Genomic DNA, 18,007 nt, shown 5'->3' on the forward strand with positions numbered 1-18,007 from the left:
TTCCCTGCATACAAGCAAATGAAAGCATGCGATTATAGACAGGAGGAAATGTTATGGAATTAATATTAAAAGCAAAAGACATTCGTGTGGAATTCAAAGGACGCGATGTTTTAGATATAAATGAATTAGAAGTATATGATTATGACCGTATTGGTTTAGTAGGAGCAAATGGTGCTGGAAAAAGCACTTTACTCAGGGTACTTTTAGGAGAATTAACTCCCCCAGGATGTAAAATGAATCGTCTGGGTGAACTTGCCTATATTCCCCAGTTGGACGAAGTAACTCTGCAGGAGGAAAAAGATTTTGCACTTGTAGGCAAGCTAGGTGTTGAGCAATTAAATATACAGACTATGAGCGGTGGTGAAGAAACAAGGCTTAAAATAGCACAGGCCTTATCGGCACAGGTTCATGGTATTTTAGCGGATGAACCTACGAGCCATTTAGACCGTGAAGGAATTGATTTTCTAATAGGACAGCTAAAATATTTTACAGGTGCACTGTTAGTTATTAGCCATGACCGCTATTTTCTTGATGAAATAGTAGATAAAATATGGGAACTGAAAGATGGCAAAATCACTGAGTATTGGGGAAACTATTCTGATTATCTTCGTCAGAAAGAGGAAGAACGTAAGAGCCAAGCTGCAGAATACGAACAATTTATTGCGGAACGTGCCCGATTGGAAAGGGCTGCGGAGGAAAAGCGAAAACAGGCTCGTAAAATAGAACAGAAGGCAAAAGGTTCTTCAAAGAAAAAAAGTACTGAAGACGGAGGGCGTTTAGCTCATCAAAAATCAATAGGAAGTAAGGAAAAAAAGATGTATAATGCTGCTAAAACCCTAGAGCACAGGATTGCGGCCTTAGGAAAAGTAGAAGCTCCGGAAGGCATTCGCAGAATTCGTTTCAGGCAAAGTAAAGCATTGGAGCTCCATAATCCATACCCTATAGTCGGTGCAGAAATTAATAAAGTATTTGGGGATAAGGCTCTGTTTGAAAATGCATCTTTTCAAATTCCGTTAGGAGCAAAAGTGGCGTTAACTGGTGGTAATGGAATCGGAAAAACAACTTTAATCCAAATGATCTTAAACCATGAAGAAGGAATTTCTATTTCGCCTAAGGCAAAAATAGGTTACTTTGCACAGAATGGTTACAAGTACAACAGTAATCAGAATGTTATGGAGTTTATGCAGAAGGATTGTGACTACAATATATCAGAAATTCGTTCAGTGCTAGCATCTATGGGGTTCAAACAGAACGATATTGGAAAAAGTTTATCTGTTTTAAGCGGTGGAGAAATTATAAAATTGTTGCTTGCTAAAATGCTCATGGGTAGATATAACATCCTAATAATGGATGAACCCAGTAACTTCCTTGACATACCAAGTTTAGAGGCTTTGGAAATACTAATGAAGGAGTACACCGGAACTATCGTGTTTATCACCCACGATAAACGATTACTCGAAAATGTAGCAGATGTAGTTTATGAAATTAGAGATAAGAAAATAAATCTGAAACATTAAATTTAAGGTAGTCGCTGGTCAGTATAGTCTGTTCTGGTTGGCGACTCCATTGTTAAAGAGTATAAAGACTTTAGATTTTATGAATATTAAAAATAGGAACAGTCAATTGAACTGCTCCTATTTTTCTGCTAAATATATTGTAGTTTTCTTATATGTATAATGATAGATTAGCGGATTCTCATCTACGGTACTTACTTCAAATATGAAGAAGTGATCGCGGTTATCTCTGGACTTTTCCTTATTGAGGACAAAGTAATTCTTACGTGAAGTCGCCATTGTTTTTAGGATATCATCAGTTAGGAAGGTCAATGGAATATTCATGTTAGAGTAGCGGTAGAAGTCACGTTCAAAATCTTGGTAGCTCTCGCTATAATAGTCCATTTGTAGGTGATTACGCTGAAACTCAAGCTGATTCATAGAGCACCTCCTCGACAAGTTCAATACTAATAATGTCTTTTAATTTCAAATTGATGTGACCTGTTGTAGTTTTTATCAAAATGAAATCTTTGGTCAGACTTGGTATTGTTCCAGTGTAGGAAACACGCTTGTTTTTTTCAATCACTTGAATGCGTGTGCGTAGCTGCCCGGCGTATACTTGACTGAGGAGTAATAATTTCTTCTCTAGTGATAAGTCAGACATGTACGTTACTTTGTTTGTATCATCAGAGAGTGCTGATGCATGTTCAGATAGGAAAAAGCCCATCCATTTTTGCATCTTTGTATCCTGGTACTCTCTTGCTGATTGAAATGGTAAATATGAACGGTCAATCATATCAAATCCTTTCTATGCAGAGGCAAGGGTATTTTTATCAAATTGAATCGTAAAACCTTGAATTCCCCCACCTGTGTAACATTCTTTAAAGCGATTGATTACCTCAGTATAGATTATCACAGATGAGCTTGTTGGCTTAATGCTAAATGTAAATTCCAATGGTAATCGGTTTTCAGATTTAGCATGTACTAGTCGTATCGATATTTCAGTTGTTTTGAGTTTTCTCTGACGAAGTTTTGAAGTTGCTGTTTCAACGATTCCATGTAAAAATCTTTCAAGCATTTCAATATCATTACATCCTTTGCTACGGATTTCTGAAAATTGTACTGTATTTTTTTCTTGTTTCATTTTAATCCCTCCAATCCACCCGCGGAATGACCACCGATAAGTTTACTGCGTTCAATATTTCTGGAACCTTCAGTTAGGACGGTTCCTTTTTGTATGGCTAAAAAACCAAACTGTTCTCTGACAACATCAATAGCTGTCTGAAGTCTATTATCTTTTTCAATTTGTTCTACATCATCAAAGAGTGATAGTAGAGTATAGCTTTCATCTACGAAGCCACTATAAGATACACCAATTTGTCTCACTGCACCAGAGGTGTATTTTTTCGGAATAATACAAGTACATGACTCACCATTGTTTTGGGGAGATTTGCGGGTTCAATTTTATTCTGAGCATTTATAGATTTTTTCATCTCAGTCCTAGAATAGCCAATATGAATAGAAACGACAGTAGTCAATACTAGGGCTACTGTTCCGTTCCACAGTATCATTTAAAAATCATTTTCACACCCTTTCGTCTATTAGTATAGAAGAAAGCTCTCAGCACACAATATCCACTTGTAGTTTATAATAACTATCTCCTCCTTTACACTTTAATTCAAATCTTTATTAAAAAATATTTCATCTTATTTAACAAGAAACCATATTTATATAACAACATAAAATACACTAAGTTATTTTATTGAACATATATCGTACTTTATCTATCCGACTATTTGGACGACGGGGCTGGCAAACAGGTTCACCGGTAGTAACATGGTACCCTTTTAACTCTGTTAAACAAACACTACGTCCATTTGTAAAGAAAGTTAAATCACTACGATATTCTTGAATACACCGAGCAGGGATTTCTCCACTAAGAATGACCTCATTATTTTTCAATTGAGTGTCTACGATGTTCGCACAATATTTAGGAGCATCGCTGTATGCTCGTGAAAGATATTCCTGTGGCGCATAAATTTTAAAACTAAGATATGGCTCTAACAATTCTGTTCCAGCTTTTTTTAAGACTTGTTCCAATACAATAGGAGCAAGCATCCGAAAATCTGCTGGGGTACTAACAGGGCTATAGTATAAGCCATACTTAAAACAGATTTTACAGTCCGTCACATTCCAACCATACAATCCTTGTTCACAGCCATAGCGTATCCCCTCCATAACTGCATTTTGAAACGATTGATTTAAGTATCCAAGAGAAACCGAGCTCTCATACTGTACTCCGCTCCCTAATGGAAGCTGTGCTACAGATAGACCAATGGAAGCCCAGAAAGGATTCGGTGGAACTTCGATGTGAATGGTATACTCTGCTTTTTTTAACGGTCTTTCCATATAAATGACTGTAGGCTCTTTTATTTCTATCTCCACATGATACTTTTCTTGCAGCAGAGCACAAGTCACTTCCATTTGTACTTTCCCTAAGAAAGAAAGTATGATTTCATGTGTCGCAGAATCCACATAATATCGCAGAAGCGGGTCACTGTCGGAGATTTCTAAAAGTGCATCAAGTAACATTTCCCTTTGTTGAGGTTTGCTCGGTTCAACAGTCGTTTGCAGCAGAGGGAGGGGATTTTCAATTCTCTCTCTCTGTGGCAATAGCTTTGTATCTCCAAGAACACTATTTAACTTCAAAAACTCATTCTGCAAAATAACAATTTCCCCGGAATAAGCCTTATCGATTTTACATAATTCACCATTTATTGAAGTATACATTTCTGTAATTTTTATTTTTTCCTTTTCCGATATTCTAACCGAATCTCGCAAATGCAGTACGCCACTATAAAGACGTATATATGCAAGACGCTGTCTTTTTTCCGAATACTCAATTTTGAAAACTTTTCCGCAAAGTTCAGACTGACCTCGATGTGTTGATGAATAAAATTTATTCGTAATAACTTCTATAAGGTTATCAATCCCTATATTACTTTTTGCACTTCCATGATAAAGAGGGAACAGAGAACAATTCTGAAATCTTATGCTTTCCTCTTGTTCGAGTTCCAATGCTTCTAATGATTTACCGGACATATATTTCTCTAAAAGGTCATCGTTTCCCTCTATTACCGTATCCCATTGTTCAGATTCGGTAAAGTTCGTCACACACATATTAGGATACAGTTCTACCTTCTGTTTGATTACAATTTCGGCAGAAAGTTTCTCTTTAATATCCTGATAAACCGTTGATAAATCAATTCCATTTTGGTCAATCTTATTGATAAAAAAGATTGTGGGAATCCCCATTTTCCTAAGTGCATGAAATAATATACGAGTTTGTGCTTGTACGCCATCTTTTGCAGAAATCAGTAGAATTGCCCCATCTAAAACTGATAATGAACGATATACTTCTGCTAAGAAATCCATATGTCCTGGCGTGTCTATGATGTTCACCTTCGTATTTTCCCACTGAAAAGAGGTTATTCCTGTCTGAATTGTAATTCCTCTCTGACGTTCTAAAAGCGTATTATCCGTCCTCGTTGTACCTTTGTCCACGCTTCCTAATTCTGTAATCGCTCCACTGTTATATAATAAGCTTTCTGTTAAGGTAGTTTTTCCTGCATCAACATGAGCTAAAACTCCAATATTAATAATTTTCATGTGATTTTCCTCCATTCAAAAACCCAAAAGGGCATAAAAATCCCAGTGATAAATACTTTTATCACTGGGATTTTTATGCATAACCATAGGTATACAAAGCATACAGATATTCTCTGGATACTTTAGAATCACATGATAAAGGTATTCTTAAACTGGGTACAAAAAACTAAGCCCTCCTAAAAAAGGACATCTAATTATTTGTTCCCGCTATCAAATTGACAGTTTATTTAAGAATACCTTGCCGCATATTTATTAACTCCTTTTAAATAGTCACTTAAATTATAGCACGTAAGAGCATATTTGTAAAGGAATCTCCAATTTTTTATCAAAAAGAGTACATGATTACAAAGTATCTGTAATCATGTACCAATATTTGTTATTTTACAATCTTCCAATTACTCCCGTTCTTTTCAAGTACCAAATCAAATTGAGATACCTGCGTTGCTTTGGTCTGCTGGTCGATATACTCCACTGTCAGCGATACCGTGACTTGATTATCCTTACGATTGTGAATAGGATTTACCAGTTCTTGAAAGATGTACTCTTTTCCGATTGGTTTTAATATCCCGTCATTCACATAGTAGGAAAGTTCACTGGCTGTCGCTGTAGGATAGAGCTTGAAGAACGTCGTTAAAAACTCATTGATTTCATTGGTTGTGATGGAATCAACCGTCCCCTCACTTTCAATGGCTTTTGGTTTATAACTTGATTTCTTAGGTATGTTGGTAATGGTCGGATTCTTAACCAGTACCATATTTCCAGAACCATCTACATAGACACTCACTATATAAGCAGAGTGGACGGTCTTTGTATTTTCTCCCTCTGTAATGAGCTGGTCTACACTGTAGGTTACATTAAACTCATTGTCGCCAGTTGGCTCTACCGTCCATATCTGAAATCCTCTTACAGAAGACGATACAGGAATATCTTTGCGTACTGTATCAACATTGAGAGCTTGAAGTTCATCTGTCAGATAGCCTTTTAGACTTTCCATTCGATTATCAATGGACTTATCGGATTGCTCCCATGAATAGTAGACTTTCGCAAAGTTCTCTACAAAATTTTCTACATGATGAGTATCAACGTATTCCTTTTCTATGATAGTTGTTTCGTGAATAGTATGAGTATCTATAGCTGTAAAGTGCTTGAATATCGCAAAGCTGAAACTAAGCCCTAAAAGTACCCACAAGGCAATCACAACCTTTTTATGAGGATTGACCTTATAGACACGAGGTTTCTTTTCCTTTGGTATCTGTTTTTCTTTATTCTGATTTTTTCTAAATTTCATCATTAAATCTTCCTTTCTCATTGTTTGATTCGTCCTGCTCCCACTAAATGCTGTTGCCAGTAGGGGCTTGTTAAGTCGGCATAACCGATTGGGTCGCCTGCATGAAACATACGGTTATTGCCAAGGTATATCCCAACATGAGTAATATAAGAGCCAGCGTTATAGGTAGAATGAAAGAAAACCAAATCGCCAGCTTGTGCTTCCGATAGTGGGATATGCTGGGTCACATCATATTGCTGTTGTGCGGTTCGTGGTAAGTTAATTCCAGCTTTTCCATACGTCCATTGTGTCAGTCCGCTACAATCAAAAGAAGTAGTCGGGGAAGCTCCACCGTAAACGTATCGCCAGCCCTCATATTTCAGTGCTTCGTCCATGATGGCTTGTACCGTATCATCATCAAACTCTGTTGTGACAAGATACTGCGTTACCAGTTGCACATAAAACATATTGCCATAGTTGTATCGCCAGCCCCCATTGATAGGTATGGCTATGGGATTGGGGTAAGACACTTTTTCGCCACCTGAATACTCTTTTGAGAAACTTTGAGCCAGTTCAAAGGTATATTTATTTCCACGATTAGCCACATACCCTAAGAAACCACCACCATAATTGTAGGACTGGATAACCGATTCTAAATCTACACTGAGCCTTTCGCTACTGGCTAATAATTCACTGAAATACTTCACACCTTGCTTAATGGATTCTTCTGTACTCAATGAATTAGGTGGAAGACCGAGGGATTCCGAGGACTGCATAACATCTTCCGCAGTACCGCCCGATTCCACCTGTATAATCGCAAGAAGTATGTTGACATATTCTTCAACGCCATATTCTTTGGCATATTTTTCTACCATAGGCTTATGAGCCAGCACTTCTGCGGAAACATTCACACCTCCATAATGAATATTGGAAATTCCGCTGTCCTGTTCATCTGAAAATAAAATGGCAACAAACAGAAGCAGTGAGAAGACCATCAAGAATAATCCAGAACCACCAATCACTAAAGTTTTCAACTTCATGGTTTCTTACCGACTTTCTTAATGGTGGCGGTTTTGATTGGTGGTCTACTTCTTGTATTTTGTAGTGGTACTCTTTGAACAGTAGACGGACGTTCTTTTGTGATTGGACGTTGTGAAGTTCTATCTGCTGTAGTGGTTGAAGTTGCTGGCTTTTGAACGGTTTTTTCTTGAACGGTATTGCCTTGGCGTTCCACTTTTGGACTTGAAAAATCGGACTTAACTGCTGGACGCTCTTGTTTGGCTTGTTGAGATTCCTTATATGAAGTCTGAATATTAGACTGTTTTGAGGTCTGTTCATCATGATATTGTTCTTGTCTTGTAGTCGGTCTTTCATGAACAGAAGAAGCAGGCTGTTTTTTCTGTTTGACCTGTTCCATTTCAGAGCGACGCTTCGCAATGGTTTTTCGCCTTTGTTCCTGCTGTTCCTTGCGTCCACTGGCTCTGTCCGCTTTGGTTTGAGAAATACTACTGGTTAAATCACGGACATTCTCTTTTACTTTGGATTTTCCTTGATATACTGCATATCTTGCATTGGTCGGCAAATCTTTAACCTGTTCTTTCAAACCACTAGCAGTGTCTACCATTCTGTCTTTGGTATCAGCTACTGTACCGATGGTTTGACCGATACGTTTTCCAAGTGTTGATTTTTCCTTTCCGTCTGGTCGGGAGTGATCTGCTTGTGTCCTTGCAGAACTCCCCGAACCCGACTGTCCTTTTTTACCTGTAACAATGGCAGACCCAGCCCCTAGAGTAGTCATGGAACGTCCAAGTTTCCGCTGTAGACGGTGCATGTGAGCGTGCATAAGCATACGAGGTTTTCTCATCACACGACTTCCCACACTTTGAGAATCGTTACTCTGTAGAGAAAACATACTCATTAAATCGCCCAGCTTGAAGTAGATTCCTGCAAAGGTCACAATCTGTAGAAAAGCAATCAAAAAGAACGGATAACCAGCCGATAAGGTATAGAGCATGGTTGAAATACTAAATGCTGTCGTAATAATCAATGTGATTCCAGCTCGTGTCAAAATGGTATTAAAGAGCTTTGTTATGGCTCGTTTTGACATACCATCAAATGATGGAATCATGCTTAAAATAAAGCTCACAGGCAGAAACATAGCATAGATGATAAAAAGTACCTGCGAGAAAATCATGATTCCTGTTAATAGGAATACAAATATGGAAATCCCAATATTGAAGACAAATAGGAAGAAGACTGTACCTAAACGGTTAATGGTCTTTGTAATGGTTAGATTGGTATTGCTTCTGTCTTCAATTTCTTCCGCAACAATTTTTTCTCTGTCTTCGCCATTGTTGGAATCTGGGCTGGTGGAGAGCAGGCTTTCCACACGGTCAATACCGATACTTTCAATGTCTGAACTGTTGTATTGAAGCAGTAGCCACGGTTGCTGAACCTGTATGGAAAACAGGCTATCTCTGATTAAGTCCACGCTGTCCTTGCCTTGACTATCGGAATGGGGCATGACAATCTTCGTGCCAAGTGATAAACTGGCATTACTGATGTCTGATGAAAAGTCATTGATTTTTTTAATGTAGTCGGGAGCGTAGGCAATAAAGGAAGCCGATAGGATAAACACCAGCACAAAATTCATAATGGCATGAATTGCCTTTGTGGTTTCTCTCTTTATCAGTCCCGTATAGGCAACATAAACCCCAAGAACCAAAATCAAGAGTAAGAGGAATCCAACATAGAAACCCTCTGTTGAAAATCCGTTTGCACTCACACCAGCTAAGGTCTGCATATTCTTACCAATGGAATCTGCTGTAGCGGAAATGAAGTCTAAGGAATAGGCTTCCTGTACTAAGTAACCTGTCGCATTGGAAACATACAAACTGATTGTCCAAATAAAATTGGTAATGGCATATAGTCCATACATGACCTGTTTTCCAATCCCGTCCGACCAGTTCCACGGAAGCCAGCCCCAGCTATTATCCACATAAAAATCCAGTTGATAGTTTTCAAGTGGGTATCGGCTGTATTCATTTGCCACATTGACCGTATCATCTACCAAGCCCGCAGCTTGAACCACCGTTCCCAGCATGGCTAAAAGAAAAATGGCAATCACAAGTGTGAAAGCCACTGTCATTGCCACTTTACCTAGACGTTTCAGCGTCCAGTTTGATTTTATTCTGTTTACTATTGATGGTTTCACATTTACACCTCTTTTCGCACAGGTGGTCTGGTATCAAAGGCATGGAGCAGTTCTTCAAATACAGGGTGGAACTGTATCACACCGACACGACCATATAAATCACTGATAAGGCATTGCCCGTTTTCCAAATCACGCAATCGCTTCTGATTGTTTTCGTCCTCTGGGTCTACACCAAAAAAGGCTAAGGTCTTTTTAATCTCGTTAAGGTCAGTGGAACGAAATGCAAATTTTAAGCCGAGGTTATTTTTCAGTTTTTCATCTAAGAGGTCGTCTGTATTTTGGGTCACGAAATATACCCCAGCGTTCATAGCACGACCAGCCCGAACCAGCTTCATAGATAGTGTTTTTCCTTGTGCTACCTGTAAAAAGCTCCATGCTTCGTCTAAATCTACAATCTTGAAAATGCTTCGGTCTGTATGGATAAAGTCTAAAGCAAAGGTACTAATGACAATCAGCATAGCAACGGATAAAAGCTCCATAGTGGTATATTCCTCAAAGGAAGTTTCCTTGTCGGGAAGTACCAAGTCCGCAACCTGTATAATGTTCAGTTGTTTTTCTAAGCTGATAGACTGCTCCACATAACCATTACTGAATAATAAATGTGCAAAGTCATAGTCTGTAAAACTTTCGATATGGTCGGCTATACTGGTACTTAGTGGCGTATTCTCAACCCGTAATTCCTCAATCACTTTCATCAACCCTCGTACTTCACTATTGGTTACTGCACGAATGGCTTTTCTAAGGATTGGGAAGCGTTCCCCATCACGAGAGGAAATCCCCGTAAGGAATGTCAGAATATCAATAGCCAGTGATTCAGAATCTTTGGGATTTTTCATAATCACATAAGGGTCAAGTAAGCCTTTGTTTTTCTCATCAGAAGTCAGAGTGACGATATTGATTTCATGGGAAATCTCTGGCAAGGTTTCTTTCCATCTGCCACGTTCTGCTTTTGGGTCTACAATCACTGCTTGTGCCCCATAAAGCACCGCATAATAGACGATAAGGTTATTCGCAAAGGATTTACCACCACCCAGCGAACCAACAAAAGCCGACGCTAACGCATTGGTTACTGAACCCTTAACCCCTTGACTGGCAAGAGCAGGTTTCAGATAGACATTGCGTCCAGTATCTAAGCTGTAGCCAACATAAATCCCCTCATTTTCCCCCAGCATTTGAGTAGCACCAAAACCTAAACCAGCGAGGAAATCAGAGGTCACGTATTGAATATAATCATTCATATAACGCTTGCTGGCAGGTAAAAATTCTTCATGTAAGCCGAGCATATCCCCAAATGGTCGTACCAGTTTTACGCTTAAATCGTCATAAAAATCTTTCACTTCATTACAACGACGTTTGAGTTCGTCAAGATCATTTGCTGATACCCTTACCACATAAGACAGCTTGTACATAGATTCCTTGCTTTGGTCTAAATTGGTTTCCAGCTCATTCACACTTTCCAGAGCTTCCGCCACATTGGAGCTGGTTTCATTATCACTTTGCCAAGCGTGGTTATCCAAGTCTTTCAGTTCTTTCTTTTTATTGCGGACAGTAGATAGGGCTTTACGATTCGCTACAATTTCCACATTCATTGACGTATCAATCGGGAATGTAAATTGCTGTTGCTGGTAGTAGAAGATTTCAGAGGACGGGAAGTCCAGTTCTCCGACAATGCTGTTAATGGTAAAGTAAGCTACATAGACGGTTTCATCTTCCTGCTGGATTTTCAAATATCGCTGTTTTTCTTCCACCAAACAGCGAGTAGGCTTAATCAAGTCATAGTATTTAATCAGCGTTTCATTATCCAGCTTTTTCTTTGATAGATGGTACTCATACTCTTCATAGGCAGTGCCTGTCTGTCCGTAAAGGTGTTCAATCAGATAGCCGAAGTCGTCCTTATCTAACCTGCGGATTTTGAAACGACGAGAGATTTTATTTTCTAAGAGCTTTTCCATCTTCTGAAAACGCAGGATTTCATCATTACTCATACTAACAAAATCGCCCATCAGCTTATGGTTCACATCATAGACAAAATCAGACAAAGCATTTTTTGCTTCAACGGTAAGACTTTTCATAGAAAACTCCTGATCGTTGAGAAGCAACTTAAAGCCGATAAAGAAACGGTAGTTCACTTGATTTTCGCCAATCATGGATATTAAAGCGTCTGTCTGTTGGTCGATTTTGTCATAGGCAACCGCTTTGAGCTTGCCAGTGACTTCATTTTTGGAACGCTCTTGTGCAGAACGTATGCTGGATTCTGTACTGATTTGTAAAGCATGAATTTTGCCATCACGATTTTGTGCGATAAGCTGTCTGAAAGAATCATGCACTTGTATTTTCTGTTCTGGACTTAGAAATGAGTAATTGTAAGGAACAAGCTCATAGTAAGCATAACATTCCCCGTCTTTATTCCAGACGAGATTGTTTTCAATGTATTTAATTGGATATGCCATAAAATTCACTCCTAACTGCTGTAATGGCTTCTTGTGGCTGGTTTCTGCCAAGCGTTACTTTTTTTCCTGCATAGGTCAGCTTTGGTCGCAGTGCATAAGCAATGACAGACTTCAAAAATCCATAAGGCTTTTTACCATCAAAAGTTTTTGTAGACATAAACCATGTGAAAGCCACAGGAATCCCAAAGTATTTGAGAAATGCTCCCTCTATCATGGAAAGAGGGGGCAAGTTGCCAAGTATCATCACTGCAAAGAGTGACACGACAAACCATGTCATTTGCGTAAAGGTTATGGGAAACGGAAGTCTAAAATCATTGATAGAATACAGTACCTTTTCCACAGACCAGATACTGGTATAGCTTCGTATTTTCTTCATGTAATCAATCCTTTCATAAAAAATAGGGGTAGCTGATTGAGCCACCCCGTAAAATAGAAAATCTGCCAGTAGTAATGTACCGACAGATTTAATAGACGATTTCAAAAATCCCATGATTGGTTGAGATAAACGTTCCTGAAAGGTCTAAATCCCGACCATAGGCTTGATAATCAATATAGTTTTGAAGACTAGCTGGTACTTCGCCTAAAGCACCCGTTTCTTCAATGTAGTAGCGTGCCACGTCATACATATCATCACAATCGGAATGAATGATAATATCCTCTTGATGTTCGCTTAGTTCTTCAATGCTTGAAAAATGAGTGAGCAGAGCAGATAGCTCCGATTGTAATTCTTCGGGTAATTCCGATACCATTTCCCATAGTCGATTGAGTTCGCCAATGGAAGTGTATTCGTCAACCGTAAAGGGTAACTCGTAGTCATGAATGGCGTATTCCTCATATTCATCATTCAAGCCGATTTTCTCTTTGACTTCCTCAAAGTCAATGGGAAAGGTAAACCACGCACCGACCAATTCGCCCTCATTGTATTTGCCTAAATTCGCAATATAGACTTGCATATCGTCCATATATTCACGTCCTTTCTTTGTAGAGATTCAAAAATCCCTACCGCACTTCGTTTGGTGTACCATTCCTTTGCGGAACATAAGAAAACCACTTATATTCCACAAAAGAACGGTTTTATTTAAGCACCAATAATGCGATTGAATAGCTCTAGTAAAATGTCTTTTACTCCAGCAGCGTTGAAGACTAAGCCAACCGCAATAATCGCAATAATTAAAAAGCCAATCAGTTTGCTAAACTCACGCTTGAAGCCAAGATACAAGCCAATCACAACGATTGCTAAAAGCACCAGTGATTGAGCGTTTGATAGAAACCAGTTATAAAGGTTTTGTCCAAAATTCATAAAAATGTTCTCCTCTCTATATTCAATGAATTTGTATTTGAGTTATTTTTTTGTTGTTATCACGTCCTGTTCTTTTACTGACTGTTGCTTCAAAATCTGCTTGTGTCGGTCTGTCAGTTTCGCATGGTCGAGAATGTCTTTTACAACCTGCGTCTGGTTGATTTCATCAAGTTTAATCGCAACCTTTAAGGTCGGGGCAACTTGATGAGATAGCCAGTTCAGCGTCCTTTGGAAGGAGTAAGGCTCTGGTTTTGTGGTTAGTTTTAATCGTTCACGATTGTTCCCAATAAACCAAGCCCATTCTTCATTCAGTTTCCAATCAGAACGAGGTTTGGAATCGTCTTTATCTACAAAACGGATATACCGATTGATAATTTTAAAGGCGGTATGCTCTGGATTGTCATAGACGAGTAAATCACGGACTGCATAATAGGCACGCTCATTTTTCAATCGAATCTCAAAACGGTTTTTTACTTCTGCGTCTTCAATGGGAATATCATTTTTCTTGTACTGCTCGTAGTCCTTTTCATAGATACAGAAATAAACTTCACTTTGTAATGAACCGATATAGAGGGTGTTTCCCATACATTCCTTTTCCTCTTTGCGTACCAGTTCGCCACTGCGATAGCTTTTAAAACTGCGGAAGACGGAGATACATTCTTCCTGTTGGCACTTTTCAGTGAGTACAGGGATATTTAAAATCCCTGTCTTATCGTTAATGGCAAGGTCAAGGCGTTTCATCACACCGCCAGCCACCAAAACGTCCATAAAGAACTCATACCAGCTTCTTTGTTGTGCCAGAAGATAGCTTTCAAATTGTCTGCACCCACGACCTTTCAATTCCACCAGAACTCCTTTGTCCAGTTCATGGGAGCAAAGGACGAATATGTCGCCTAAAGCATAATGCTCTGAATAAGAATAGAAACCATAGTCCTCATGAAGAAAATAGGACAGTTTCAGTTGTAAGATGTTTTCGACCACCTGCTGTACGTCTGTTGTCGGAAAGCGAATTCTTACATAATCAAACAGCATTTCAAGGGGAGCGTCGGGATTGAAGCGTTCCAGAGCTTCCCAAAGGGACTGCTGTAAATCCTCTGATGGCTTGACTTTTCCTGTTTCAATATCGCTTAGATACTGCCTTGTAATACCAGTCGCAACAGCTAAACGGTTTTGAGATAGTCCATAAGCCAAGCGTTTTTCTTTTAAATGCTGTAACCAAGTTTGTTCATTCAGTAAAAATCCCTCCAATCAAAAAGGCGTATGTCAACTTTTAAAGCCCATTTGACATACGCTGAAATTTTGTAAATCCCTTGTAACCAAAGGATTTTCTAATGTTTTTTTGACTGTTTCCTGTCGATTTGTACCCCCCTGTTAGAAATAGTGGGAAAAATTTAAAAAAAGCCCTTTAAAATAAGGCTTTTTAGATACTTTTATATCTTTTGGTAGCTCTTTTGGTAGCTAAGTAGATTTAATCAATAAAATCATTTGATATGAGATTGAGTTTATCAGTTAATTCGGTATCTGCGTTGGGGTATAAATGACTATAAATGCTAAGTGTTGTTTTGACATCAGAATGGCCTAATCGTCTTTGGATATATAGGGCATTTACATTATATTCATTAATAAGCAAAGATGCGTGGGAGTGTCTCAAACCTTTTGGTTGAATGTATTTAACACCAGCACGTTTAGAGTATTTTAAAATTTGGTCTCTAATACTACGTTTACGATATGGAACTCCGTCGGGCGACAGAATAAATGGTATTTTATCGACTTTTTCTTGTCTTTCTTTCCACTCCTTAAGAACCTTTAGAGTATTATCATCGAGTCCAATAGTACGCCGAGAGCTTTCGGTTTTTAGCTTGTTACGGCGCTCCCAATTTTCACGATTTATATACTGTAAGTTGTGATTGATTGCTAGTGTTTTCTTTTCAAAGTCCACATCCTCCCAATAAAGAGCAGTCGCCTCATTTACACGCATTCCCGTAAAATAATAAAGCCAAAGGAGTGTATAAATAAAATGCTCAAAATAACTTTCTTTATCAAGGGATTGTATTACTTTTTGAAATTCATCTTTTGTCCAAAAGTCGATATGTTTTTTTGTTATTGGAATAGGACTGATATTACTTGTAGGTATTTCATGGAAAATTAACCCATACTTTTTTGCGGTTTTCAAAACTTGATTAAGTAATGTCATTTTGTTTCTTGCGTATGAATTTGAATATTTTTCTAATAAACTATTTCTATAATTTATTACATCATAAGTTGTAATTTCTCTAGGCTTTTTCTTACCAAAATATTGAATAAATTCATCAAATATAATTTGACGTCTTCGTTCAATATCTGGACTTGTAGTAGCATAATAGTTTGGTATAAATACTTCGTCCATAAATTGTTTAAACGTCCACTGAGTGTGCTTAATTCCACCTTTTTGATGCACTTTATTTAAAGCTCTTGTTCGTGCCTCAAAGGCTTCTTTTGCGGTTTGAAAACCACGTCTGCGTTCCTGATATGGTTTACCAGTAGCTAGGTCAACTCCAGCTTTAAAATAATAAGTATATTTCCCAGTTTTATCGTCTCTAGTAACACCAGTATACCTAGTTTTTGACATGAAGTTCCTCCAATCCAAGAATTTCTGATACAACTGATACGGGAACAGTTCCGAGCCCTTTATTGTTATAGAAATCGAAACCACGTTCAACCATAATGTGTTTTGCTTGTCTTAAAATGTTATAAGCAGTCCATTTTGAGAACCCTAAGTCCATAATATCTTGTACTGTCATAGTGTGTTTATTGTTCATAAAATATCTTCTCCTTTACTAGTAAGTTCAATGAATTCACCAATTAATTGTTTTAATTCATTGTTTAATCGTGGTGTTTGTTTTTTAAGTGCATCTTGAAGCTCTAAAGAAAATGAGTTACTATCAAATGCTTTTAGGTGTTTTCTAAGCCTAGTTTTTTTGACTCTTATAGTGTTAGGTTTTAGATAGGGAAATAATTCGGGTAAAAGAGCTGGTGCATGGAGAAAGATATAAGCAAATGCTTTGCTATCATCTGGAACACTTGAGAGACTAAAAAAGCTAAAATTCTCCAATCGTTTAGAAATCTCTGAAATGGTTTCTTCATTTATAGCCTTTGTCCGAAGTTGAAACTCTAATCGCCACCAAAAAGGTTTGCTCGCTATATCTAATTTATCAGCTCTTTTATGACTTAATACCTCTATATTCTTATCATACAAACGTACTTGAACGTTGCTACCACTAGCACCCCAGTATTTACTTTCTATGTTTCCTCCTCTACCATAGAATACTTTATGACTAACTCCCCCTTTGATATGTTGTAAAAAGACTATTTCTGGCCTATTAAAGATATCAAAAGCAAGGTCTAATCGTGACAGTCTAATTTCTAATCGATTTAATCGAGCATAATTCATAATCTGCCTCCACACTTGTAACCCCTCAAATTCTTTTAGTGAGTTTGGGTTGAAGTCTAGACGTATGACTTGATAACCACCATACTCCGATAGTTGAAAGAAAATTAGATTTATACTATCTTCGTTTATCGTTTTATAAAGAGTAAAATAGTCTTCTTTTAGATTTTCTTGAATACTAAATTCCTGAATTATATTATCGAGTGATTTTCGTAATTCACGAAATATTCGTCTAAGTGATTGGTTCTCACTATCAAAGATTACTGTTAATCGGTCAATGCTGATATAAATAGATTTTTCTAGTTTTGATAAATCTACTTGACTTTGATATTCTCTTAGAGATTGAATGGTATTTTTCAACTGTAACGCCTCCTTTCTATGCTTAAAATATGCGTAATTCGTTGCTATTATTGATTTTTGCCAATGACTCGTTACTTAGGGCGTTGCCTTAAGTGTATCTGTTTGCTGGCTGTTAGAAACGCCAGCTTTTTATTAGAGATTGAGAGAACTGCGTGCTTCGGGCGCATTGCCTTCGGCTTGCGCCCTTGCTCTTGTCTCACAATCTCTAAACTAGGCGAATGGTAGAAGTAAGTAATGCCAATTTTTATGACTTTAACTGTGTAGAAGTCATAAGAACCTTAGCATAGCCATATTTCGCTTCATATAGACTTTTTATTACCATTTTGGTATAATCATATTGGTTTTAAACGAAAGCCTCAGAATGCTTTGCAGAGCTTTCTGGGGTGTTTTTTCATATTCATAAGTGGACTAATATTGCCTACAAAGTATACTTTTTACTTCTATAACCAAAATGGTTATATAACCATAATACAACCATTTTGGTTATAGGTCAATAGAAAAGCGAAAGGAATTTTAAAATGTTGAAAGACAATCTAAAAAAAGCCCGACTAGATGCAGGACTTACTCAATTAGAAGTTGCTGAAAAGTTAGGTGTAGCTCAAGCTCAATATGCCAGATGGGAAAATGGAGGGAGAAACCCAAAAGATGAAACAGTAGAAAAACTAGCTGATATTTTTGGGACATCTTTTGAAATTTTAAAAGGACGTGATGATGGCCTCGAGGATATTGTTAGTTTGTTAAAACGATATAATCTTTCTGATAAACAAAAGGAAGAAATAAAATATTTGATTGAAGAATATATGAAAAAAGATTAGCTATGTTAGGAG

Annotated in this window: 18 protein-coding genes and 1 pseudogene; 2 read left to right on the forward strand and 17 right to left on the reverse strand. The window is 37.9% G+C overall.

Annotation, left to right across the window (positions count from 1 at the left end; all coding sequences use genetic code 11):
* Window positions 1–53: 53 nt before the first annotated feature.
* The gene (msr(D), locus tag NGI26_RS01930) at window positions 54–1,517 is read left to right on the forward strand and encodes an ABC-F type ribosomal protection protein Msr(D) (RefSeq protein ID WP_000420313.1); all 1,464 of its coding nucleotides are present in this window, start codon (window positions 54–56) and stop codon (window positions 1,515–1,517) included.
* Window positions 1,518–1,634: 117 nt separating this feature from the next.
* Here msr(D) and NGI26_RS01935 read toward each other — a convergent pair whose 3' ends face one another.
* The 17 genes and pseudogenes from NGI26_RS01935 to NGI26_RS02020 all read right to left on the reverse strand — a co-directional run bounded on the left by NGI26_RS01935 (window position 1,635) and on the right by NGI26_RS02020 (window position 17,180).
* The gene (locus tag NGI26_RS01935; protein WP_001072467.1) at window positions 1,635–1,934 is read right to left on the reverse strand and encodes a DUF5960 family protein; all 300 of its coding nucleotides are present in this window, start codon (window positions 1,932–1,934) and stop codon (window positions 1,635–1,637) included.
* On the reverse strand, window positions 1,921–2,289 hold the full coding sequence (locus tag NGI26_RS01940; protein WP_000567222.1) for a hypothetical protein: 369 nt from the start codon (window positions 2,287–2,289) through the stop codon (window positions 1,921–1,923). Before NGI26_RS01940 ends, NGI26_RS01935 begins: the two co-directional genes overlap by 14 nt.
* Window positions 2,290–2,301: 12 nt before the next feature.
* Window positions 2,302–2,637, reverse strand: a complete 336-nt coding sequence (locus NGI26_RS01945; protein WP_000806926.1) for a DinB/UmuC family translesion DNA polymerase — start codon at window positions 2,635–2,637, stop codon at window positions 2,302–2,304.
* On the reverse strand, window positions 2,634–2,879 hold the full coding sequence (locus NGI26_RS01950; protein WP_001813542.1) for a hypothetical protein: 246 nt from the start codon (window positions 2,877–2,879) through the stop codon (window positions 2,634–2,636). Before NGI26_RS01950 ends, NGI26_RS01945 begins: the two co-directional genes overlap by 4 nt.
* A gap of 363 nt (window positions 2,880–3,242) precedes the next feature.
* A complete protein-coding gene (tet(M), locus tag NGI26_RS01955; protein ID WP_251935378.1) occupies window positions 3,243–5,162 on the reverse strand; it encodes a tetracycline resistance ribosomal protection protein Tet(M) in 1,920 nt (639 codons plus the stop codon).
* Window positions 5,163–5,177: 15 nt separating this feature from the next.
* Window positions 5,178–5,225: pseudogene (locus NGI26_RS09240) on the reverse strand (hypothetical protein); the annotation flags it as partial.
* 313 nt (window positions 5,226–5,538) lie between these two features.
* Window positions 5,539–6,471 carry a conjugal transfer protein gene (locus tag NGI26_RS01965; RefSeq protein ID WP_001224319.1) on the reverse strand — a complete coding sequence of 311 codons (933 nt, stop codon included), beginning with the start codon at window positions 6,469–6,471 and terminating at the stop codon, window positions 5,539–5,541.
* A complete protein-coding gene (locus NGI26_RS01970; protein WP_000769868.1) occupies window positions 6,468–7,469 on the reverse strand; it encodes a bifunctional lytic transglycosylase/C40 family peptidase in 1,002 nt (333 codons plus the stop codon). The genes NGI26_RS01965 and NGI26_RS01970 overlap by 4 nt, the downstream gene beginning before the upstream one ends.
* Entirely contained in the window at window positions 7,466–9,643 is a 2,178-nt protein-coding gene (locus tag NGI26_RS01975) for a CD3337/EF1877 family mobilome membrane protein (RefSeq protein ID WP_000804748.1), read from the reverse strand. The genes NGI26_RS01970 and NGI26_RS01975 overlap by 4 nt, the downstream gene beginning before the upstream one ends.
* Before the next feature lie 2 nt (window positions 9,644–9,645).
* Complete coding sequence (gene tcpF / locus NGI26_RS01980; RefSeq protein WP_000331160.1) at window positions 9,646–12,093, reverse strand: conjugal transfer ATPase TcpF; 2,448 nt, start codon at window positions 12,091–12,093, stop codon at window positions 9,646–9,648.
* The gene (locus tag NGI26_RS01985) at window positions 12,077–12,469 is read right to left on the reverse strand and encodes a conjugal transfer protein (RefSeq protein ID WP_000723888.1); all 393 of its coding nucleotides are present in this window, start codon (window positions 12,467–12,469) and stop codon (window positions 12,077–12,079) included. The genes tcpF and NGI26_RS01985 overlap by 17 nt, the downstream gene beginning before the upstream one ends.
* An 88-nt stretch (window positions 12,470–12,557) precedes the next feature.
* Window positions 12,558–13,055, reverse strand: a complete 498-nt coding sequence (locus tag NGI26_RS01990) for an antirestriction protein ArdA (protein WP_000342539.1) — start codon at window positions 13,053–13,055, stop codon at window positions 12,558–12,560.
* A gap of 116 nt (window positions 13,056–13,171) precedes the next feature.
* Window positions 13,172–13,393, reverse strand: coding sequence for a hypothetical protein (locus NGI26_RS01995; RefSeq protein ID WP_001009056.1), 222 nt, complete (start codon window positions 13,391–13,393; stop codon window positions 13,172–13,174).
* 42 nt (window positions 13,394–13,435) lie between these two features.
* On the reverse strand, window positions 13,436–14,641 hold the full coding sequence (gene mobT / locus NGI26_RS02000; RefSeq protein WP_000398284.1) for a MobT family relaxase: 1,206 nt from the start codon (window positions 14,639–14,641) through the stop codon (window positions 13,436–13,438).
* Window positions 14,642–14,861: 220 nt separating this feature from the next.
* Window positions 14,862–16,001 carry a tyrosine-type recombinase/integrase gene (locus NGI26_RS02010; protein WP_061564367.1) on the reverse strand — a complete coding sequence of 380 codons (1,140 nt, stop codon included), beginning with the start codon at window positions 15,999–16,001 and terminating at the stop codon, window positions 14,862–14,864.
* Window positions 15,988–16,191: a DUF3173 domain-containing protein gene (locus tag NGI26_RS02015; RefSeq protein WP_061564366.1), complete on the reverse strand. Its 204-nt coding sequence runs from the start codon at window positions 16,189–16,191 to the stop codon at window positions 15,988–15,990. Before NGI26_RS02015 ends, NGI26_RS02010 begins: the two co-directional genes overlap by 14 nt.
* A complete protein-coding gene (locus tag NGI26_RS02020) occupies window positions 16,188–17,180 on the reverse strand; it encodes a replication initiation protein (RefSeq protein WP_061564365.1) in 993 nt (330 codons plus the stop codon). Before NGI26_RS02020 ends, NGI26_RS02015 begins: the two co-directional genes overlap by 4 nt.
* A gap of 518 nt (window positions 17,181–17,698) precedes the next feature.
* On the opposite strand from NGI26_RS02020, the gene NGI26_RS02025 reads away from it, so the two are divergent.
* Complete coding sequence (locus NGI26_RS02025; protein ID WP_061564364.1) at window positions 17,699–17,995, forward strand: helix-turn-helix transcriptional regulator; 297 nt, start codon at window positions 17,699–17,701, stop codon at window positions 17,993–17,995.
* Window positions 17,996–18,007: the final 12 nt, after the last annotated feature.

The organism is Streptococcus sp. Marseille-Q0941, assembly GCF_943736975.1.
In the GTDB taxonomy this organism is placed as follows: domain Bacteria; phylum Bacillota; class Bacilli; order Lactobacillales; family Streptococcaceae; genus Streptococcus.